This window comes from Alkalinema pantanalense CENA528 (assembly GCF_050753345.1).
GTDB lineage: Bacteria > Cyanobacteriota > Cyanobacteriia > Leptolyngbyales > Leptolyngbyaceae > Alkalinema > Alkalinema pantanalense.
On sequence record NZ_JBLZFX010000012.1, the window covers coordinates 42,128 to 63,746 of the forward strand.

At 47.5% G+C, this 21,619-nt stretch carries 20 protein-coding genes; 3 read left to right on the forward strand and 17 right to left on the reverse strand.

Features of this window, described 5'->3' with window-relative positions:
- Positions 1-12: 12 nt before the first annotated feature.
- From ACN4EG_RS06240 to ACN4EG_RS06285, 10 genes are all read right to left on the reverse strand, one after another.
- Positions 13-1,122, reverse strand: a complete 1,110-nt coding sequence (locus tag ACN4EG_RS06240; RefSeq protein ID WP_431628438.1) for an aliphatic sulfonate ABC transporter substrate-binding protein — start codon at positions 1,120-1,122, stop codon at positions 13-15.
- 481 nt (positions 1,123-1,603) lie between these two features.
- Entirely contained in the window at positions 1,604-2,170 is a 567-nt protein-coding gene (gene ssuE / locus ACN4EG_RS06245; protein WP_431628440.1) for an NADPH-dependent FMN reductase, read from the reverse strand.
- Positions 2,171-2,415: 245 nt separating this feature from the next.
- Positions 2,416-3,600, reverse strand: a complete 1,185-nt coding sequence (ssuD, locus tag ACN4EG_RS06250) for an FMNH2-dependent alkanesulfonate monooxygenase (RefSeq protein WP_431628442.1) — start codon at positions 3,598-3,600, stop codon at positions 2,416-2,418.
- Between the two features lie 463 nt (positions 3,601-4,063).
- Complete coding sequence (locus ACN4EG_RS06255) at positions 4,064-4,873, reverse strand: ABC transporter permease (protein ID WP_431628444.1); 810 nt, start codon at positions 4,871-4,873, stop codon at positions 4,064-4,066.
- Positions 4,874-4,888: 15 nt separating this feature from the next.
- Positions 4,889-5,470: a beta-class carbonic anhydrase gene (locus ACN4EG_RS06260; protein ID WP_431628446.1), complete on the reverse strand. Its 582-nt coding sequence runs from the start codon at positions 5,468-5,470 to the stop codon at positions 4,889-4,891.
- Positions 5,471-5,565: 95 nt separating this feature from the next.
- Positions 5,566-6,771, reverse strand: coding sequence for an ABC transporter substrate-binding protein (locus ACN4EG_RS06265; protein WP_431628448.1), 1,206 nt, complete (start codon positions 6,769-6,771; stop codon positions 5,566-5,568).
- A 53-nt stretch (positions 6,772-6,824) separates the two neighbouring features.
- Entirely contained in the window at positions 6,825-7,532 is a 708-nt protein-coding gene (locus ACN4EG_RS06270; protein ID WP_431628450.1) for an ABC transporter ATP-binding protein, read from the reverse strand.
- Positions 7,533-7,840: 308 nt separating this feature from the next.
- Positions 7,841-8,935, reverse strand: coding sequence for an acyl-CoA dehydrogenase family protein (locus tag ACN4EG_RS06275; protein ID WP_431628452.1), 1,095 nt, complete (start codon positions 8,933-8,935; stop codon positions 7,841-7,843).
- A 47-nt stretch (positions 8,936-8,982) separates the two neighbouring features.
- Positions 8,983-9,513, reverse strand: a complete 531-nt coding sequence (locus tag ACN4EG_RS06280) for a DUF4242 domain-containing protein (RefSeq protein ID WP_431628453.1) — start codon at positions 9,511-9,513, stop codon at positions 8,983-8,985.
- 236 nt (positions 9,514-9,749) lie between these two features.
- The gene (locus ACN4EG_RS06285) at positions 9,750-10,379 is read right to left on the reverse strand and encodes an MBL fold metallo-hydrolase (RefSeq protein WP_431628454.1); all 630 of its coding nucleotides are present in this window, start codon (positions 10,377-10,379) and stop codon (positions 9,750-9,752) included.
- Positions 10,380-10,775: 396 nt separating this feature from the next.
- Here ACN4EG_RS06285 and ACN4EG_RS06290 point away from each other — a divergent pair, with 396 nt between their 5' ends.
- Together ACN4EG_RS06290 and ACN4EG_RS06295 are read left to right on the forward strand one after the other, a co-directional pair.
- Positions 10,776-11,468, forward strand: coding sequence for a glutathione S-transferase family protein (locus tag ACN4EG_RS06290; protein ID WP_431628455.1), 693 nt, complete (start codon positions 10,776-10,778; stop codon positions 11,466-11,468).
- A gap of 155 nt (positions 11,469-11,623) precedes the next feature.
- On the forward strand, positions 11,624-12,478 hold the full coding sequence (locus tag ACN4EG_RS06295) for a dienelactone hydrolase family protein (RefSeq protein ID WP_431628457.1): 855 nt from the start codon (positions 11,624-11,626) through the stop codon (positions 12,476-12,478).
- 388 nt (positions 12,479-12,866) lie between these two features.
- On the opposite strand, the gene ACN4EG_RS06300 is transcribed toward ACN4EG_RS06295, so the two are convergent.
- A complete protein-coding gene (locus ACN4EG_RS06300) occupies positions 12,867-13,733 on the reverse strand; it encodes a TauD/TfdA dioxygenase family protein (protein WP_431628458.1) in 867 nt (288 codons plus the stop codon).
- Between the two features lie 951 nt (positions 13,734-14,684).
- Here ACN4EG_RS06300 and ACN4EG_RS06305 point away from each other — a divergent pair.
- Positions 14,685-15,728: an aldo/keto reductase gene (locus ACN4EG_RS06305; protein WP_431628459.1), complete on the forward strand. Its 1,044-nt coding sequence runs from the start codon at positions 14,685-14,687 to the stop codon at positions 15,726-15,728.
- A gap of 153 nt (positions 15,729-15,881) precedes the next feature.
- Here the strand turns inward: ACN4EG_RS06305 and ACN4EG_RS06310 are convergent, their stop codons facing one another.
- From ACN4EG_RS06310 to ACN4EG_RS06335, 6 genes are all read right to left on the reverse strand, one after another.
- Positions 15,882-16,877, reverse strand: a complete 996-nt coding sequence (locus ACN4EG_RS06310; protein WP_431628460.1) for a HEAT repeat domain-containing protein — start codon at positions 16,875-16,877, stop codon at positions 15,882-15,884.
- Between the two features lie 7 nt (positions 16,878-16,884).
- Positions 16,885-17,112 carry a 4Fe-4S dicluster domain-containing protein gene (locus tag ACN4EG_RS06315; protein WP_190575380.1) on the reverse strand — a complete coding sequence of 76 codons (228 nt, stop codon included), beginning with the start codon at positions 17,110-17,112 and terminating at the stop codon, positions 16,885-16,887.
- Between the two features lie 6 nt (positions 17,113-17,118).
- On the reverse strand, positions 17,119-18,867 hold the full coding sequence (locus tag ACN4EG_RS06320) for a fumarate reductase/succinate dehydrogenase flavoprotein subunit (protein ID WP_431628461.1): 1,749 nt from the start codon (positions 18,865-18,867) through the stop codon (positions 17,119-17,121).
- A complete protein-coding gene (locus ACN4EG_RS06325) occupies positions 18,864-19,943 on the reverse strand; it encodes a sulfonate ABC transporter substrate-binding protein (protein WP_431628462.1) in 1,080 nt (359 codons plus the stop codon). The genes ACN4EG_RS06320 and ACN4EG_RS06325 overlap by 4 nt, the downstream gene beginning before the upstream one ends.
- 117 nt (positions 19,944-20,060) lie before the next feature.
- Positions 20,061-20,612: a 1,2-dihydroxy-3-keto-5-methylthiopentene dioxygenase gene (locus ACN4EG_RS06330; RefSeq protein ID WP_431628463.1), complete on the reverse strand. Its 552-nt coding sequence runs from the start codon at positions 20,610-20,612 to the stop codon at positions 20,061-20,063.
- 96 nt (positions 20,613-20,708) lie between these two features.
- On the reverse strand, positions 20,709-21,617 hold the full coding sequence (locus tag ACN4EG_RS06335) for a bile acid:sodium symporter family protein (protein ID WP_431628464.1): 909 nt from the start codon (positions 21,615-21,617) through the stop codon (positions 20,709-20,711).
- Positions 21,618-21,619: the final 2 nt, after the last annotated feature.

The window sequence follows — 21,619 nt, forward strand, 5'->3', positions numbered from 1 at the left end:
GGATCTAATGAGCTAGTTTTTAGTATTGAGAACCTCGGGGGGCAGAATCTTGGCGTATTCTTCGGGTTTTAAAAATCCTTCTCGCACCTTGGGCACATTGGGAATCTGCTTGAGATCAAACCAGAGCTGGGCAAGTTCTTCCTGCTTTTTGATGACATCTTCATCAATCCCGCGAACCCCAAAGGTTAGCTTGGCATGCATTTTCTCCAAGATGTTGGGCTCTAGCTTGGTGATAGGTGCAAGAATTTGAGCGGCTTCTTTAGGATGGGTTTTCAGCCATTCTTCCGATTTTTGTAACTCAGTAAAAAAGATCCGAATCAGTTCCGGATTATCTTCGTAAAATTTGCGGCTAGTGCTATAGAAGTTACGAGTGTCGGCGTACTTTTCACCGCTCTCTAAGACCCGACCTGCACCACTCACTTCTGCTCGTGTCACAAACGGTTCCCAGATGTACCAACCATCCACCTTCGCTTGGGCAAAGGCTGTAGCCGCATCCGGTGGTGGCAAAAAGACACTTTCTACGTCATCCAGTTTTAGCCCAGCCTGCTGTAGCCCTTTGTATACTAAATAATGACCGATCGAGGCTTTCTGGAAGGCAATTTTCTTGCCTTTAAGTTCAGAAATATTTTGAACTGTCGATCCCTTGGGAACTAAAAGGGAAATGCTACCTCCATTGATGGGAGTTGTTGCGAGATAAACTAATTGATTGCCCGCAGCTTGAGAAAAGACGGGTGGATGGGCCGCAGTAGAAGCAATGTCTAATCCGTTAGCATTAATGGCTTCTAACTGTTGGGGGCCAGCAGCAAATTCAGCCCATTTGACGGTCACTCCCAAGGGTTGTAGCGCTTTCTCAAGATTACCTTGGGACTCTAAAATGGCTAAGGAAGTTAATTGTTTCGATCGAACAATGCGAATTTCCTTTGCTTTAAAGCCATTATTCTGTCCACTCGTCCCAGCAGTTGAAGCGCTAGTAGCAGAATTGTTGTTAGAAGTTTGAGGCTTGTCTCCGCAACTCACTAGGCCAGTGGATAAGCACACTAAGGCACCAATGGAAAACAACGCTGCTCTACGAGTAATCTTGGAACCGTATCCATGAAGATACTTAAACTGAAACCGTTTCATGCACTTTTTTCTTTTCAATACGATGATTAGTTTACATGGTCAATATTTAATCTCTTAGTTCATCTATATACAATTTTGATTCTCTACATATATTTTTCTAAGTTTTTTGAATTTATGGCACTGGTTCCGCCGCGTGGGAAAAATCGCCGAAACCCTTATGATTAGCCAATTCTGAGAATTGCGCCTTTGAACGGCTGTATCCCCTACTGGATAAGGATTTCAGCCCAAATGCCCCGTAACACGGAACCAGTGCCGTCATATTAGCTACGAAAATCAATTAAATACTCAACAAAAAAGAGTCAAGTCATCTCCCTAGTAACAGGCATGATTCTTGACTCAAGAGTTGCAATGAGGATTTTAAAATCAACTTTCTAAATATAGACGCAATGGTCTTCTATTGGCTAGTAGATCCCCAAAGGTAGACAATTTTGTAAGACAGCGTAGCGGTTCTACCCGCTACACATTATCAAAATGGATACAACTAATTCACCCGTAAAAGTTCCTTAGATGAGACCCCAATTGACTGGAGAATCACAATCAACTCTTGTAAAGAAGCTTCTAAGCGTTGTTTAATTTCCTCATCTGGTATCACACTGCCATCTTCTTGCCGCTGTAATTGCTGGTCAACTGCATAAACTGTACTCACAAATCTCCGTGCACCCAATTCTCCCAAAACGGGTTTGAGCGAATATTCGATCGCCAGTAGGTGGGCGATCGTGCCTGCGGTCACCAACGGTAACACTGCTTTATTCACCAGTGCTTTTTGGGGGAGTAAATCTAAAAAGGATTTGAGCAGTCCCGTATAGGAGGCTTTATACACAGGGGTTGCAAGCAGAATCGCATCAGCCTTCTCCAACTTTTCCTTAATCGGAACTAAAGCTGGACTATCGTAGCGACCAAAGACCAAATCCTCAGCAGGCAAATCCCGAACGGAAATAATGTCCACCTCGATTCCTTCCTGCTGCAAGCGCTGTGCTGCCAAGGATAACAATCCATAGGTTCTCGATGGATGGGTGGGACTCCCCGCGATCGCTAATACCTTTGCCATTGATAAAACTCCTAATACAAGAACAACTATGTACAAGAACGACTATGTAACAGTCAAAACTTCGTAATCGTCATTACTCCGTAACAACGAAGGAATGATTAAGGATCACTGGAATCATCGTGTTTGCTGGAATCACAGTGATCGCTGGGATTACTGTAATCATCGTGCTAACGTGAAACCATTACTCGATCGCGCAATCGATCCCATCACGAGCACAATCAAACCCAACGCTGACGATCAAATCCTTAGCTAGGGCTCGCTAACTCAGGCCATTGAACTGCAACCCCCGACGGCTGGGCATTCGGATTTGGGAAGCTCTCATTCGCCACAATTTCACCAAAGGGACTTAAGACTGCCTGGGTTTGCAAGCGGGCTTGATTCTCCAAAGGCAAGCGTGGGAACAACAATTCTGCTACGCGATAGGCTTCCTCTAGGTGGGGATACCCCGACAGGATAAAAGTCTCAACACCCAGTTCTGCATATTCCAACATTCTGGCTGCTACGGTATCGGCGTCCCCCACTAGGGCTGTCCCAGCACCACCCCGCACTAAGCCCACCCCTGCCCATAGATTCGGGCTGACTTCCAAGGAGTCACGGCTGCCATTGTGTAACTGCGCCATCCGTTGTTGGCCGACGGAATCCATACTGGCATAAGCCTTTTGAGCTTTAGCGATCGCCTCATCATCCACATAACGAATGAGTTGGTTCGCCGCATCCCACGCTTCCGCATTGGTTTCTCGCACAATCACATGGAGACGAATGCCAAACCGCAGGGTTCGTCCCTGGGCTTCGGCTAGCTTGCGGACGGCGGCAATTTTTTCGGCCACTTGGGCGGGCGGTTCCCCCCACGTTAAATAAACATCCACATGCTTAGCTGCCACTTGCAACGCCGCATCGGAGGATCCCCCAAACCATAATGGGGGATAGGGTGCTTGTACAGGCGGAAACATCAGCTTCCCATTTTGGACATCAATGTATTCGCCTTTAAAATTGACCGTTTCTCCGGCTTCCAACTGCCGCCATACCGTCAAAAACTCATCGGTGAGGTCATAGCGCGCGTCATGGTCAAGATGAACCCCATCCCCCGCTAACTCACTGGCGCTGCCTCCTGCCACCACATTAATCAGCAACCGTCCTGCGGACATTCGATCGAAGGTAGCCGCCATCCGAGCCGCCAATCCCGGTGACATCAATCCGGGACGAATGGCCACCAAAAACTTCATGCGCTGCGTTACAGACGCTAGGGCTGAGGCCAAAATCCAGGCATCTTCACACGATCGTCCGGTGGGCAGTAATGCACCTGTAAATCCCAAATTGTCCACCGCTTGAGCAATTTGTTTTAAATAGGGCAAATCAGTCGATCGGCCCCCCTGGGAAGTTGCTAAATATCGTCCATCACCATGGGTGGGAATAAACCAAAGTAATTGCATTGCTTAAATCTAAACTCCTTTGATTGCCGAGTGCAGAGGAACTCAATGGAAAGCAGAGAAACTGAATGGGAATGAGAATGGGAGTGCGATTGAATGTCGAGGTCAGCAACGATGGGGCAAACCATTACACCGGGTTTCAGGCGACTGAAATCTCCGAATGCAATCCCTAAAATTACAGCTACTTAAAAGGCCAGAAGGCTACGATGGAGCGGCCCAACGAGACAGCCCAAGGGGATAACAGCCACTAGGAAAACCGACGATCAAGATAAAACTAGTGAAGCTAGTTAAAAAGGTAAAGCTAGTGAAACTAATTAAAGCTAGTAACATTTGCCAAAACTACGGTAACTTGATCGATATACCGTAGTTTCCATAGCTCAATATCTCAGAAATCTGACAGAAAAGCAAGGTTGAGGAAAAATCTAAGCGCATTGCTAGCACAGGGAAGCCTGCAAGCAAGCTATTCCTAGGGCCTAGCATGGTGTATTCTTTGGAGCGATCGCACCATAGCATCTAAGCCATAGCCCAACGCACCAATTACTAAGATCACAGCCAGCAATTCAGAATAGGCCAAGCGATCGCGCGTATCCAGAATGTAGTATCCCAAGCCAGCACTCACCCCTAGCATTTCCGCAGGGACTAAAACAACCCAAATAATTCCAATAGCCAACCGAATACCCGTCAAAATATGCGGCACAATCGCTGGAAGAATCACCCGAAGCAGAGTTTCCCAGGATGTTGCACACAGACTCCGAGACAGCAATAGCCAGCGTCGATCGACGGCTGCGACACCTGCGGCAGTATTGAGTAGAATCGGCCAAACCGCTGCGATGGTCAACAGAAAATAAACGGGACGATCGCCCACTCCAAGAACCATCACTGCCAATGGCATCCAAGACAGGGGAGAAATCATCCGAATAAACTGAAACAATGCTGAGGTGACTTGATCCAAAGCACGGGAAAGACCAATGAAAATCCCGAGGGGAATTCCTATAAGAGTTGCCCCCAGCAATCCAACAAAAACCCGGCGGAGACTAGTTATCAAGTGGGGGAAAAGGGCCCCCGATCGTAATAACTCTAGTAATGTGCCTAAGGTCTTTTCAGGAGAAAAATCACTGAAAATCATCCCTTGTTGCCAGGGCAATCCCTGGAAGACTGGACTCGTCCACAGCCACCAAACCAGCCCTCCTACACCCAAACCAACCATGGGTCTTAGCCAGCGCCAATTGAATGATTTTTGAGCAGCAGATGGGTTGGAAGAGGTTGCTAACGCCATAGATTTCTGGTTTAACTAAGCGGTCTGACCAATTCGCGTTGCTTCAGGAACTTCAATTAATCGCCCTGTTTTGACATCATAGATATAGCCATAAATCGGAATGGTTGCAGGCACTAAAGGATGCGATCGAATCCGTTGCACATCCACCACTACACTCTGGGCTAAGTCTTGGAATGTCAGCCAATCGACAAATTCTGCTTCCGTTGATCCTGGCCCACTGCCCACGTCTTTCCAGCCTTGATCATCCACAACAGCGGTCACTAAACTCTGGCCTAACAAATCACGAATAATTTGATCGGTGAATAATTGCATCCCGCAGTCCGTATGGTGAATAACAAACCATTCACGGGTTCCTAACAATTTGTAGGAAATCACCAGCGATCGAATGGCATCATCACTCGCCCGCCCGCCCGCATTCCGAATCACATGGGCATCGCCTTCAGCGAGGCCAGCGTATCGTGCCGGGTCAAGGCGCGCATCCATACAGGTCAAAATCGCCAATTGACGACTTGGGGGTAAGGGCAGTTGCCCCTTTTCGCCGAATTGTTCAGCGTAGGTTTGGTTAGCAGCAAGCACTTCTTGCAGAATTTGGCTCATAGAGATTTACGTGAATGGATCATTTCAGAACTCTTGCGGAGGGGGTGTGGGCGATCTTCCGCAGCAATCTTCCGCGATCGCCCAAGCAATCAGCATTAAATTGCAAACGTCTCTGTGCGGATTAAACTATCGTCTAAACCGAATGCAGATGGCCCACCCACTAACGGCAACGCATTTTTGACAAACGAAGCATCCACCAGATCCTGCGCGACTTGACTCGGTTGCAGGGCTTGCAAGAAGCTATTCTCCCCTTCTAGTTGGGTTTCCTGTAATAACTTCACTAAAGACTCCGTGTAGGAGGGAAAGGGATAGGGTTGGAAATCAATGCGGCTTCCAGGCCAATCAGGATGGGTAATGGCCCCTTGTTTACCATATACCTCCTTATCGTAATAGCTCAGTGTCCGTTGCAAAATTGGCAAGGGATGGGGGGTATATTTACCACCATCCTTCGATAGGATTTGGGCAACCTCCCCACGGTGCTCCCGCATCCAATGCTGCGCATTAACCAGAGCGTTGACGACTTTCTGTGACCAATCTTTGCGCTGCGTTAAATCATCTTCATGCATAAAGACGACACAGCAGGCATGATCTTTCCAAATATCTCCAGTGAAGCGTAAGATTTTACCTTTTTCCTGGGTTTCTGCCGCTGCATTAAAGGGTTCCGCCACGATATACCCACCAATGCTCTGATTCGCCAACGCAGACACCATTTCAGGCGGGGGCAGAACCAGTAGATTCACCTCATTGGCTGCTAGGGGAGCATCCTTAGGCTTCCGCACTACTTGCAATCCCGCTTGTTTAAGCACTTGCTGTAGGACTACGTTATGAATCGAATACCAAAAAGGAACCGCAATCGATCGACCGCCCAAATCTGCCACTGTGGAAATGCTGGGTAGTACCGTTAATGCAGAGCCATTCGTATGATTCCAGGCCACCACTTTCCCTGGAAATTTTTTCCCGTAGCGAATCCAAATCGTTGCTGGCATGAGAATGTGAATCACATTGACTTGTCGCGCCAGAAACGCTTCTACAATCTGTGCCCAAGAACGGAATAGGGTTGGCTGATCAGCGCTTAACCCTTCGGCTTCGTAGAGCTTCTGGGAGTGGGCAACCAGTAAGGGAGCCGCATCTGTAATTGGCAAATAACCAATCTTGACGGCAGGATTTGCATTTTCTGGGGATGGTGAACTTAGGGTTCCTTGTTTGGATGCGGTATTAGATTGACACCCCCCAATCGCCGCTGTAGTAAATGCAGAAGTGCCTAATAGACCACTAAAGCGAAGGAAATCGCGCCGACTCATGCCACAGCAAGCACAATTGAGGGGATGGAGAAAAGATCGATTCAGTTTAGACATCAGTGATCTACTAGGGTGGAAAGTTCAGTCAAAATGGACAAGCGTAAAGCCGTAAGTGCTTGGGTTTGGTGAAATCGCGGTTTAGGGGGTGGAATTGACCATTCCCGGTGAATGCGTCCAGGACGATGGTTCATTAAAACAATTCGATCGCCCAAGAGAAGAGCTTCATCAAGGTCATGGGTCACCATCAAGACGGTACTGTGATGCTGTTCAATCACCTTTAAGAGCAATGTCTGCATTTCCAAGCGGGTAAAGGCATCCAGTGCACTAAACGGTTCGTCAAGGAGTAAGAGTTGAGGATGACGGATCAGGGTTCTGGCCAAGGCAACTCGCTGGGCCATGCCCCCAGACAGTTGATGGGGATAGGCAGATTCAAAACCTTCTAAATTGACGCTATGAATCACTTCTTCAAGGCGTGCTTTCACTTCCCGCCGAGAAAGACGGGGCATATGTTTTAACTGCAACCCCCAGACAATGTTCTGACGCACGGTCAACCAAGGCAATAGAGCTGCATCTTGAAACACTAAGCCCACTTGGGGTTGGGGATGGTGAATGAGCTGACCTTTGAGATAAATCTCGCCCCGATCGGCGGATTGTAAACCCGCGATCGTGGACAGTAATGATGATTTACCACAACCACTCAATCCCACTAAGCAAACCACTTCCTGGGCTTGAACCGTTAAATTAATATCGGTAAAAGCGGTCAAAGCCCGTCCACGAACTAGATATTGTTTAGATAAATTTTCTACTCTTAACAGACTCGTAGAACGTTGGCGAACCTGTAAGGATGCGTGTGACTGTGACGATTGTGATCCATCGACTAATCCCAACTGATTCAGCTCGAAATGTGAGGGTTCCAACGATAATACTCCCAGATATTCTACGGGAATGAATTTGTTAGAGATCTGCTAGGGATTTGCTAAGGATTTGCGTAGATAAGACAGATCATTTATTAGGAAATTTATTTAGAAATCCAGATGAATCATTCATCAGATCAATTTAATTAGAAAGCAAATTAGACAAAGACATTGGAAGTCACTTTCTGTTCTCCTGAAACTGTTCGCTGTAATTCAGTCTCGAGCTGAACTAAACTCGGGGTTAAGACTGCCAGAAATCCAACTTCTCGCAGTCGTCGAGCAGTACCACTGGATTTGAAGTAGGCCATGCCACCCGTGGCTTCTAGTTCTAAGCCCACCGCATCGATCGCAAGGCGAGTCAGTGCAACTCGCACCTCAAAAATCTGACGTTCCTGCAACAGGGATCGAACGGACAATTGACTAAGCGATCGTAGTTGAGTCTCCAATTGCTCTAAGGTAATTTGAATATATTGAATTCGAGGTTGCAGAATAGCAATGTTGGGGTGCAGATGAGCCTGAATTTCTTGGAGAGCACGGCGCACCATCCCTAGGCTTAGACCACATTGCAACAGAATAAAGGACGATCTCACTTGGGGTAAAAAGGATTGCGCGTTATCACTAATAATCCATTGCGGCGAAAGTTCCACGGCATCCAATTTGAGGGTACTTGTCCATGACGCCTGTAGACCTAATAACTGGAGATCGATCCCCCGCTGCAACCCTGGGGTCTGGGATGGGATCGCAACCACGATCGCCTCCGCTGGACTGACTTGAGCCGCCACTGCCACCAGAAAATTATTCGGCTGTAAGTTAGACACCCAAGGAAGAAAGCCCGTTAAAGTAACCGATTGCGCCGTCCGTTGAGCTTGTAACCGTAGGGGTTCAATGCCTGCTAAATGTTTCATCGCATTGGATAACCCCGTTGCTCCAGAAATCTCAGCGCGGAGCACCTTTGGCAAAATTTCTGCTTGCAACCCAGTATTCTGGGTGCGGACTAAATATTCAATAAAGGCTCGCTGGCACCAGAATACAAAACCACTAGTCAAACAACGACCGGAAACCGTTGCGATCGCTTCAATGGCATCCAGTAAAGTTCCACCCCCGCCGCCTAGCGATTCTGGCACTCCCCAGCCAAGCCATCCGGCATCTGCAATGAGTGACAACGAGTGACCCACACTCACCGTGGAGTCCCCTTCATCTAATGCATTAGCCTGTTGTTCGAGCAATGATTCCACTTGCTGAGTCTTAAGCATTCTTTTCCATTCCCTGAGCCGAGAGACATTAAGCTGTCAAGGAATGCCTAATGCACATTCCGAATTTCAGTTAAACGATCGATCGGGACTCCAACGACTTCCCGCGCTTCTTCAACGGTTGCGGCATCAGGGCTATCGTAAAAACAGAGGCATTTGCTCAGGTCTTCACACACATAAGTTCGCTCAAATTTCACCGCCGGAACCTGGGCATACAAAGGCGATTTCTCCGCCTTACGTTGCAGGTAGGCTTCCATGGTCAAACCCGCAGGCAAATTCCATTCCACTAAGTAATTGGCCTGTGCTTTGCGATCGTGCACAGTTTGTAGATCTTGACCAACTAATCGAACGGGCTGTAGGGACTCCACCGTCCATCCAATGTCTCGAAAACTTGCTTGAGCCTGTTCTGGGCTGGGGGCTTTTAAGATAATAAATAGTTGCTGTAAATCTTGGCTGACCTGCGCTTCAATCAAGTCACTAGATTGCTGAAGGGCACTCGCTGCAAGTCGATCTAATGAGGCTGCTAAAGCATCAGGATTGTGAGCTTCATCAAGCTTGCTTTCAACTAAATATAAGGTCATACACAACGACTCCAGAACAGACTTGCAGAATAGATGACATTCCACTACTTATAAGCCTATGGGCAGGAGTCTAGGGAGAAATAGTACAATGGATACAATTACAATGAGTTTTAATAATTCTCAGCCATGGGCAAAACTGAAGGGTTGGCTAGTACAATCGATACAATTAGAGTTAATTTTGACAAAGATTCTAAGCAGAATTCTCAGCAATTCAGAACTTTCAGTTACTCAGAATGCTAATCAATTTCAATTAATGTGTGGAGTAATTCCTGGAGCCGATCGTGGCCATCTCGGAAAATAGACCACCCATCTCCCACTAAAACCGCTTCAATTCCCTTCAATATAGCTAGACGTTGCACTGATGCGATCGCGGCGGCTCGATCCTGCAATTTAGCATCGGGTAATAGCGCTAAGGATCCTGCACGAGGAGCCCGGATTAAATCCCCGGTAATCAGCGTATGGCCCCCTAACAGTAGGGCCAATTCTCCGGGGGTTTTGGAGCCGGATAGTTCGATCACTTGCAGTTGAGGAACGAGTTCATCTCCATCTCCCAACCAGCGAATCGTAGAACCTAGGCTATCCTCAAGTTTGACCAGGGTTGCCCGTTCGGCTTTGGGCGCTGCAACCTGAGCCCCCGTTTGCTGAGCGATCGAGAGGGTATCCCGCAAGTGATCGGAGTTTGTGATCACAATCCAGTCTGCCCCTCCCAAGGATTGGAGATGCCTCCAATCATGCTTACTTAAAGGCACTGGATCAATTAAAATATTGCCACTAGGACGACTCCAGACAATTCCATTAAAGTCTATATTTCGATCTGAGTCGAAAATTGACCAACTATACAAATCTGAACGATGAAGAGACTTCATAACAGCTAAAATCAATAAACTTTAAATTGTTCTTTCTAGGATCCTAATGTATCGATAAAGGAGCAGTTTTGGCTAGCTTCTATAACATCTTAGAACAAGTGAAAGATTCTAGAGTTGATTTTTTCATTCAATTTTTTTCATTCAAATTTGTATCCTAAATGCTTGTATTTTAAGTGGGACTATGAAATACTCCCATTCAATTCACCTGTAATTATTTCCAATTCTTATAGAGTGAACGTAAAAATTCAGTCATCTTATCTTTCAAAGTATCCCGATCGATTGACTGAATAGACCTATGCGGAAAATTTAGCCTCTTCAGTTAGGCTTTCAGCACCCTTCGCTGACAACCTTGTAAGCATTTGTTCAATTACCTTAGTTTCTGAAGGAAAGTTTACCATGGCAACATTAGAGCTCTACTTTTCAAAAGCTTCAACGTTTTCTCAACGTACGCGCGTAGTTCTCTTGGAAAAGAAGATTGCCTTTACTCCCATTGAGGTGGATTTTCAAAATAAATCACCAGAGTTTTTACAGATTTCTCGTTATGGAAAAGTGCCAGCTATTCAGCATGGAGAGGTTAGGCTCTATGAATCTTCCATCATTAATGAATACCTAGAAGAAGTGTTTCCCGACCCAGCACTACTCCCGAAATCCCCTGCTCAAAGAGCGATCGCGCGGATCTGGATCGACTATGTCAACACCCGTGTTGTGCCCGCTTTCACAAAATTGCTGCGGGGCAAGAATGTCGAAGAACAGGAACAAGGACAGCGAGAATTCCTAGAATCCCTGCTTTATCTAGAACAGGAAGGGTTCAGTAAGCTGTCAGGCGATGGGCCGTATTGGTTGGGTGAGAACCTTAGCTTGGTCGATATCAGCCTCTATCCTTGGTTTGAGCGACTTCCTGTGTTGGAACATTTTCGTCAGTTTAGCCTGCCAGATGAAACACCCCAGTTACAAGCATGGTGGCAGGAATTGCAGAAACGTCCTTCCATTCAAGCCGTAGCCAATCCAACTAGCTTTTACATTGAGCGATTTACTAAGATTTTAGGTAATCCAACCCCTTCCCCCCTTCCCCTTTCCAATCATCAATAAAATCAGAACGCTGAAAGCCAGGACGTTGAAGGTCAGGACATTTTTGAACTCGCGTCCAATGGCTTTCGGAACAATTTGCGATCCATCTTTGCTATCTAGCATCACGACTGTCCAGCATTCACGACTATCCAACATATTGTTGCAGCAACCACACTATGAAGCTGAGCTACTTTCCCCTCGAACGGCCAGTCAGCCGTCGTAAATTTCTCGCAACGGCAACCGTGGCAACCGGGTTTACCTTAGCAGTACACCCCATTTCCGCTGAAGTGATTACAACCGATGCCAACGGTATCGTAGCTGGTCCAGTCACGATCCCAGTTAAGGGAGAAGCCATTCCTGCCTATCGAGCAGCACCTGCCACCGGCGATAAATTTCCCATTGTCCTGGTCATCCAGGAAATTTTTGGAGTACATGAACATATTCAAGATATTACCCGTCGGTTAGCTAAGTTGGGCTACTTGGCGATCGCACCGGAATTGTTTACACGGCAGGGCGACGTCTCCAAACTTAGCAACATTGACGACATTCGCAAAATTGTAGGCACCGTACCCGATGCCCAAGTGCTGGGGGATCTGGATGCCACTGTAGATTGGGCCATTCACTCCGCCCAAGGCGACGGCAACCGAGTAGGAATTACGGGCTTTTGCTGGGGAGGACGAATTACTTGGCTCTATGCCGCCCACAATCCCCAAGTCAAAGCGGGGGTTGCCTGGTATGGGCGCTTGGTTGGCAACGCAACGGAACTGACCCCCAAGCATCCAGTGGACATCGCTGCAAACCTCAGTGTCCCTGTGCTAGGACTGTATGGCGGACAGGATACGGGCATTCCGTTAGAGACCGTGGAACAACTCCGGGAAAAACTGGAAGCCAGCAAGAGTCGATCGGAAATTGTGGTCTATCCCGATGCACCCCATGCCTTTTTTGCGGATTATCGGCCCTCCTACCGCAAGGCTGATGCGCAGGATGGTTGGAAGCGCTTACAGGCATGGTTTAAGCAGCATGGAGTTTGATGAGTCGAGAGCCTATATCACCACCACCATTCTGTTATTTAATGTGAGTTCGACAGGCACAATTGTCCCTCACGAATCCCCTGTCCATTGACGGAGAATTTACTTTCGGGGGGTGTCGGGGGAGTAGAGTCCCCTGACAAAGCAGGGGGGCGGGGAGAAGTTCCCCGATCTTCGCTGCGGAGCAACCCCCGACGATCGAACCGCCCCACGAATTCATCGAACTCACGTTGATTGAAACCAACATTCCCCAAAAATAGTGCGATCGTAAAACCAACCACTCGGAGATCTCTGGGCGGAATTACGATCGCACTATCAAACGTCGATTAGAAATCGATTAGAAACGCTAATTCTTAGGCTGGATTTCTAACGTCTTGAACGTTGCTGGCGGTTAAAATGGGCGACTTCCTGCGAGACTCACCCGCTTCAACACTCGACGATAACGCGGATCGAAGGGTTCACGATAATGTAGAGTTGCTTGATTATCCCAGTAAACAATATCCCCTACCGACCATTTATGTTGGTAATAAAATTGTGGCTGATTGAGGTGTTTGCGCAACTTCGCAATCAGTGCCGATCCTTCTTCTGGTTCTAGCCCGACGACTTCCACCTCTGTCTCAGCCCCCAAGAACAGAATTTTTTTGCCACTTTCTGGATGGGTACGGACTAGGGGATGGGGAAACACTGGGCTGATCAGTGGAATACTCCGATCGTGTCGATATAGCGGCGCAGGTTGACTCCGATCGCGCACGAAAGGGTTATAGGTAATGAGCTGCAAATCCGCAATCTGCTCTTTGGTTGCATCATCCAAAGTCTCATAGGCTAAATTTAAATTCAGCCAATAGGTATTTCCTCCTACGGGAGGAACTTCCTCTGCATACAAAAGGGACCCACTCGACGGATAGGGAGTCCAATGGTGATCAGCATGGAAAGATAATTCCCCTGTTCCTGTATAGCCGCCTTCAATGTTAGCCACGGGAATCACGCGGGGGGTCACACCCGGTGCAGAAGCCAGAACGGGCGTTTCGTCAGAGGGTACAAAGAGATCGCCAAAATAGGTCGCAAAATTAAAGAGCTGATCATCCGTGAGTTTTTGATCTTTAAAGATCAGAATATGCCGATCGCGCAGGGCTTGCTTGAGTTGCAGAATGACCTCGGGCCGCACGGGACGACTCACATCTAACCCTCTGACCACTGAACCTAGGGGGGCTTCTAAGGGTTGAATCTTGAGTTCATCACGGGTTAATGTAGTCACCATAGTTTCCAACCTGAATGATTTTCTAACACAAAGCCCAGACTCACAGGGTCTAAGTACCGAACTGTCCAGCACCCTTGAGTCTCAGGACTGTTGCATTAACTGAAAGTTGTCTTGTTGTTGCGAATGCAGTGATAAACTTCACCAATTACGTCGGCTCTAAATTATTAGTCATAGCAAAATATCAAGCACTCAATTCTTCTTCCCAATCCTTGCAGTGAAGAAGTAATTTACACCCTTTGCAATCTTTGCGCACCTTAACATCTTTTATGACAAGACAGGCTTGCTTGCTAAGCGAATTAATTGTCAAGTCAATTGATTATTAATTCAATTAATAGAGTCCTAGAAATGGTTAGTTCTCTAGCATTCCCATGAATAACAGTTTCATACTCCTCTAAAAAAGACAAGTAACAGGATATACATTTTTCAATTTCACGGACTCTTCGATCATTCCTAAGAGTGATTTACATTTTTTCTCACCATCAGCTTAACGAACTTTTACCATCAGTTCATTGCCTTGTAAGTCATCATTGACCGATCATCGATCAACAATTTATAGAAATTAAGAAATATTATGGGAGCGTAAAATAACCCACAGGATGAAGAATGTATTAACTGTGACATACAAAACGATTGCAGATAGGACAGATAGTTGCAGAAGAAACAGCATGGAGTTTACTAGGCTAAATATCAACTTGAAGGAAGCACCTGAGTTTTAGTTTTTGTATGATAGATGATAGCCTAATCAACGGGGTGTAGTTTTCAGCACGCTTGAGTTATATAATTTGGCTGACATGATAAAGTGCCTATAAAAAGGATCGTTGATCCTTAAAGAATTTCTACCTGCAAATTAGAATTCTTGTGTTGGAATTCTTGCATTCCCCTATTTGCCTTAACCTGGCTAACATCCAGCTACAACTGTGTTATTGGACTTCACGCCCCTTTAATTGATCCATGAAATACAACCAACTTGGTAATAGTGATTTGAAGGTCTCAGAAATTTGTCTGGGAACCATGACCTTCGGCAATCAAAATACGATCGAAGAAGCACGCCAACAACTCGATTATGCCTTTGATCGCGGTATTAATTTCCTAGATACGGCTGAAATGTATCCCGTTCCTCCCCAGGAGAAAACCTATGGGATTACGGAAACCTTTGTAGGCGAGTGGTTGAAAAATCAGCAGCGAGATCGCGTGATCGTAGCGACCAAACTGGTTGGTGCAGGCCGACCCTTTACATGGGTACGGGGGGGCTCCAATCAGGTGAATCGTAGCAACATTGAAGCAGCCATTGATGCCAGTTTAAAGCGATTACAAACTGACTATGTCGATCTCTATCAAATTCACTGGCCCGATCGCTATGTTCCAACCTTTGGCCAGACGGTTTTTAATCCAGAACACGATCGGGACACCGTTCCCATCGCTGAACAGCTTGAAGTGTTTGCAGACATTATTAAAGCTGGCAAAGTCCGTTACCTTGGGGTCAGCAACGAAACCCCTTGGGGCATTGCAACCTTTAGCCAAGTTGCGCAACAACTCAACCTCCCCAAAATTATCTCGATTCAGAACGCCTATAATTTGCTCAACCGAGTCTTTGATTCAGCCCTAGCAGAAGCAAGCTATCGGGAAAATGTTGGATTGCTAGCCTATAGTCCCTTGGCCTTTGGGTTTTTGACTGGGAAACATTTGCCAGGCGCATCCGACCCAGGTGCAACACGCATTTCTCTGTTTGAGAATTTCGGTCAGCGATATTTCAAACCCAGAGTGACGGCTGCGGTGGCTGAGTATGTCGAAATTGCCAAGCGGCATAACCTGAGTCCCGCCCAGCTCGCGATCGCCTTTGTACGGAGTCGTTGGTTTGTCTCCAGCACAATTATTGGTGCAACCACATTGGCGCAACTTCAGGAAAACATTGACAGCATCAATGTCCATCTAGATGACGCTATTCTGGCGGAAATTGATGCAATCCACGATAAAATTCCCAATCCTGCCCCCTAATGTCTTGCCCGAATTGATTTAGCATAACGAGGACTGGTCATCTTAATTGATAACCAGTCCTTGTATTTCTAGATTTTAGTTTCTAGCGTTGAAAGTCAAAATCAACGACCATCGAAATCAACGACCTAGGCCGCATCTAAACCGCTTGTTTGTCTAAACAGCTTGTTTGGCAGACTCCTGTAACTGAACGATCGCCCTTTCCGCTCGGATGCTGACTTCCCGATCGGGGTCATCCAACGCCTGCTGTAGGGCTTGTAAAGCCAAGGGATTGCCCAGTTTGCCCAAGCCGATCGCGGCTTCCTTGCGGACATCAGACACTGTATCAGTTAGCGCATGAATCAGGATTTCGAGAGTTTGTGCGATCGACTCGCTGGGAACGACTTGGGTTTGTAATGCCTGAATCGCAAACTTCCGCACCTGCCAATCTTGATCCTGAATAGCTGTGAGTAATGCAGGAATCGCTTCTGGGGCAGGATGCAAAGCCAGCGACTTCGCCGCATTACGGCGCACCTGCCAATCTTGATCCTGGTCCAATGCCTGGATTAACCAGGGCACGGCTTCATCACTGGCTAAATGCCCTAAAGTCAATGCGACTTCCCGTCGGACGGCATCCACGGGATCCTGGATCAGTGGCAAAATAGGTGGACAGCGATCGAGTTGATTTAAATAACGCAGGGTAATCACTGCCGCTTCCCGCAGCTCCCAATTTGCGGCTGACAAAAAGGGCAAAATGTAGGGCAGCGCCTGCACATCATGGATCTTGCGCAACAAATACAACACACTCAATTGCACGGTTGGTTGATTCTGTTGCAATCTGTCCAATAGTAATAACAAATGATCGGGCCTAACCAGTTCACCCAAAGCCGACTGGGCTTCTTGCCGCACCTCAGCATCGGGGGATTGCAGGACATCCAGTAAGGCTGGAACGGCGATCGGATTAGCCAATTCCCAAAGCGCTGTTACTGCTAATTGCTGCACGATCGCGTATTCATCCTGCAAAGCTTGAATCAATGGTGGTACAGCCACTTCATCGCCCAAATGTTGCAGGGTTTTAATCGCAACTAAACGATCGCTGACTTCCGGCGATCGTAATTGTTCCAGCGCTTCTAGAACGTCTGGATCGCTTTCTGGCCCAACATGACCTAGCATCGCTCAATTACCTTAAGAGAAACGGAATCTGCACCGTAATCGCCTTCGTTGGACATTCCTTTTCGCAGGGGAGACAGAACCAACATTCGTCATATTTCATGTAAGCCTTACCTGTCTCAGGATTTTTAGCCAACACATCCAATGGACAAACGTCAATGCACACGGTACATTTTTCCAAACACTTCGATTCATCCACCACCACCGGAACATCTACCCGTTGATTCGTTAATGCCATAAAACCTTACCTCACAGCGACATCGTAAACTTCTGTTTGCAAATCCACATCAATGATGTAGGGATCAATCGATCGCTTAAACAATTGCATTTCGTTGGGTGCAACTTGTTTCAAATTAACATGACAAAACCATTCTGCATCATTACGATCGGGATAATCCACACGGTAATGATACAATCCCCAACGGCTCTCACGCCGATAGAGCGAAGCCCGCGCCGCCATTTCCGCACAGTCTCGAATAAAATGCACCTCCATACAACGCATTAGCTCATGGGGATCCCTTGCACCCATTTGGTCTAAGGTGTCGTGATAGCGCACAAAATGCTGCAAGCCAATTTCCATCTTATTCGTGACCTTGGGCGGTTGCAGGTAATCATTCACCAAGCGCCGTAGTTTGTATTCCACTTGGGTGTGGGGAATCCCATTGGGACGGGTTAAGGGAGCATAAATTCGAGTGCGTTCCGCCGCTAATAAATCCCCATCTGGCTCGACATGAGGCACCGATCGGGCATAGTGCGCTGCCTGTTCTCCCGCAATGCGGCCATAGACAAAGGCCCCAATCATATAGTTATGGGGTACACTCGCCATATCCCCCGCGGCGTATAGCCCTAGAACAGTCGTTTCCGCCCGCTCATTCACCCACACCCCAGAAGCACTGTGGCCACTACATAGCCCGATTTCCGAAATATTCATTTCAATGCCATGGGTGCGGTAATTTTCCCCGCGTCCTGCATGGAAGCGATCGCGACTGGGGCGTTCATTGCTCCAAAGAATCGACTCAATTTCGGCAATGGTGGCTTCATCCAAATGGGTCATCTGCAATTGGATCGGGCCTTTACCGGAATTTAATTCCTTCCAAATTTCCAGCATCATTTGGCCACTCCAATAATCGCAATTAATGAAGCGGTGGCCCTCGGCATTGGTTGTATAGGCTCCAAAGGGGCCCGCCACGTAAGCACAGGCAGGCCCGTTGTAATCTTTAATCAGCGGGTTAATTTGAAAGCATTCGATATTGGATAACTCAGCTCCGGCATGGTAGGCCATGGAATAGCCGTCCCCCGCGTTGGTGGGGTTTTCGTAGGTGCCGTAGAGATAGCCCGAAGCGGGCAGGCCCAAACGCCCACAAGCGCCCGTAGACAGAATGACCGCCTTCGCCTGAATCACCACAAAATTGCCATTACGCACATCAAAGCCGATCGCCCCGATCGTCCGCCCCTCCTGCACAATGATCCGCGTCGCCATCACCCGATTCAGCACCCGCACTTTATGACGTTTAACTTGGCGCGTCAGAATGGGTTTGAGGTCTTTGCCTTGGGGCATGGGCAGCACATATTTGCCCACCCGATGCACCTGCTTGACATCGTAGTTACCCTCGGGGTCTTTTTGGAATTGGACGCCCCAACGTTCGAGTTCCTGAATGGTCTCGTAACCTAGGGTTGCGGTTTGCAAAACGGCTTTCTGTTGAACGATGCCATCGTTGGCGATCGTGACTTCGCGTACATACTTTTCTGGGGTGGCATGGCCGGGAATCACCGCCGTGTTAACCCCATCCATGCCCATCGCGATCGCGCCACTGCGGCGAATATTAGCCTTTTCCAAAATCAACACATCCGCATCAGGATTGGCCTGTTTTGCCTTAATCCCAGCCATTGTGCCCGCCGTTCCACCACCAATTACCAGAATATCCGTAAGGAGGCGATCTACGATGGGATTTTCTGGATCAAAAGCAATCTCTTCCGCAGTGGCTACCATCATGAGTTCCCCTTCCAAACAATATCCTGAACCTTAATCTCCTTGGGGATCAACTTAATTTTGCTAAACGTATCCGCAATTTCCTGCTGTTTAGCAATAATTTCCGCCGTCAGTGGCAAGACTCCATACTCCCGGCGCTTTTCTGCCAGTTCTAAGGGAGCTGGGTCAATGCCCAAGCTAGGTGCCAAAAATTTTGTAACTTCCGTAGGATTGCTCTTAGCCCAATCGCTACGTTTCCTCACTTCATCCAAAACGGTTTTCAATACCTCAGGATGCTTGTCAATAAAGGATTGTGAAGCTAGGTAATAGCCTTTGTTCGGGGCCAAACCCGTTGCATCCACAATCTGCTTAGCGCCGATCTTGGTTTCTGCCACAGCTAGGTAGGGATCCCAGATAGCCCAAGCATCCACTTTGCCAGTTTCAAAGGCAGCACGGGCATCTGCGGGGGTTAAATGCACCACATCCACATCGCTCAAGCTGAGCCCAACGGACTCCAACGCCTTGACGACCAAGTAATTGGTATTCGAACCTTTGGCAAAGGCAATTTTTTTACCCTTCAAATCCTCCAACTTTTGGATGGGTGAATCCTTGGGAACCACGATCGCTTCAGCTTTCGTTGAGAGGGGATCGTAGGCCACGTAGCGCACAGGTGTCCCAGCAGCCTGGGCAAAAATGGGCGGCGCTTCTCCGGTATAGCCAAAATCGACGGAACCAGAATTCATCGCTTCCAATAGCGGCGGCCCTGCCGGAAACTCAGCCCACTGCACCGTTCCTCCAGAAGCCGCTAGGGCTTTTTCCAAGTCCTTATTTTCTTTCAATAAACTCAGAATTGTTGCAGCCTTCTGATAACCAATTTTGACGACTAGGCCACTGTTAGCAGAGTTCGCATTGTTGCTAGGTGAACTATTCGGAGAAGTCGCCTGATTGTTTTGACTTCCAGAAGAGCAAGCGGAGACAACTAAACTGAGACTTAACCCGATCGCCATGAACGATAAAAAGGCTTGCAACGACGATCGGGCAAAGCGAGGCTGAATGCGCTGCCAGAGCGCTGTCAAAAAAATAGGTGCTTGTAATGCCATCAATCTCAACCTCACACGCGAAAGATCAAATCAAATCCTTAACTAGGAAATTCCTCACCAGCGTTGGGAAAGAACTCACAAAGGACTCACAATAGACAACCCTAAAGAGAGACAACCCTAGAGAGAAACGGGTTGAAAGTGCACGTCCCGGCCTGTATATTCTGGTACCCAACCATCCGTTCCAGTAAAGTAACGAATCGCCTTAATCTGACGAGTTTCCGTCAAAACAAACCAATGTTCAGTACCCGCTGGAACGTTGATATATTCTTCAGGATAAACCGTCAACTCAACTTGACTCTCATCGGGTAAAACAAAGCCAAAAATACCTTCTCCATCAATGATGTAGCGGATTTCATCATCAGCATGAGTATGAATCTTATCAAACTTTGCCAACAATTCATCGAGATTGGGAACCTTTGGATGCAAAACTACCAAATCCCGATTCTGATAACCATCGGATTGTTGAAGTTGTTGAAAATAGTGATCGAAGGTCAACAATACCGCTTCTTTTTCGGTATCGTTGAGGCTATCCTGGGCCAAAAGCACCTTGAGTTCAGGATTATCTCCGATCGGCCAATGGTGTAACTGAATATCCAGAGGTTGCAGAACCTCCTTAATGCGATCTAAATCTGTGAGCACTTGACCATTTTCTAGCCTGAGTCTTGCCATAATAGCCTCCAGAAAATTATTGCAATTCCTTCGAGAACTGAGTTGATTGCCCCATTCCTGGGGAGCGAACTAATCAATCAATCAGCCAATTTTTCATTAAGAAGCCTCCGCTTGCTCAACTTTGATCGTTTCAGCATTACTAAAGACTTGCTTAGCAATCAGACGGATGATGATGAACAGTGAAAAACTCGTTACGACAATTACACTGACGACGGTGGGATCATCAAAATTTGTCCCTGCAACCAGCAATGCGGCAGCAATGTTACGCTGGGCAGTTCCAACAGCGAGGGTGCGTTTGGTGTCTTCTGCTGGGCCACCTAAGAGATAACCAATTAAAAAGGATACCAGAATAAATCCCGCGATCGCTAAAATTGCACCCGTTTTAACCATGAGGATTAAGCTATCCACTTGGAGCAGAAATGAACTCGTCAACCCGATCACTAAACCAATGCTAGAAATCTTCCGCATCCAGGGTTGCAGGGTTGCCGCGATCGACGCATTGGTAGCCCGGATAACCAGACCCAAGGCCAGTGGAATCAGCATGAGGGTCAAAAGGGGTTTGATGATATCCCAGGGGCTCACCTGCACATCCTGTAGAACAAAGGTAAAGGCAAAGGGCATATAAATTGCCGTTAGCCCCATCATCAACAGCATCACCCCTGCGGCATAGGCTAAATTGCCTTGCACGAGTTGGGCCAGCTTGGGCAAGACAGGAGGGCCCGCCGCAACCGCCAGAATCGTTAAACCAATCTGAACGGAATGATCCAAGGGCGCAACCTGCAATAGCCCATACACAAAGAGCGGAACCAGGATAAAGTTAGCGAGTAGCGACTTCAGGATGAGTCGCACATTCCGCAAGGGTTCCCAGATTTGCTGAAGCGTGAGACTAAAACCGGTGTCCAGGAGCATGGACAAAATGAGAACGAGGAAGGTGAGCTTATTGACTAGGCGGAGATCAATGACACCTTCGATCGTTCTCAGAAGTTCGTGGAAAGTTTCATTCATGG